Origin of the sequence: Photorhabdus viridis, assembly GCF_040256935.1 — a bacterium.
Classification (GTDB): Bacteria; Pseudomonadota; Gammaproteobacteria; order Enterobacterales; family Enterobacteriaceae; genus Photorhabdus; species Photorhabdus viridis.
The window spans coordinates 1-223 of sequence record NZ_JBEJZY010000540.1 but is presented as its reverse complement, the minus strand read 5'-3'; the positions used below and the strand labels follow the sequence as shown (position 1 = coordinate 223).

Annotated in this window: 1 protein-coding gene; it reads left to right on the top strand. The window is 47.1% G+C overall.

Annotated features, from left to right (window positions below; all coding sequences use genetic code 11):
- On the top strand, positions 1–223 hold a 223-nt coding region (locus ABR397_RS24455), incomplete at both ends, for an ISAs1 family transposase (RefSeq protein ID WP_350307939.1).

Genomic DNA, 223 nt, shown 5'->3' with positions numbered 1-223 from the left:
GCCTTCAATACAAAGTATTATTGAAGTAGTCAGTGAACGAAGCGTAAAAGGCCAGCCTCCTCATCGTAATTCACGCTGGTATGTCAGCTCGCTACCGTTGGAGGCGGAAATCGTGGCTAAGGCAATAAGAAGGCACTGGTCGGTGGAAAACGAGCTGCATTGGGTATTAGATGTCACTTTTCGAGAAGATGCTATCTCACTTAAAGATCCTGATGGGGCTGCA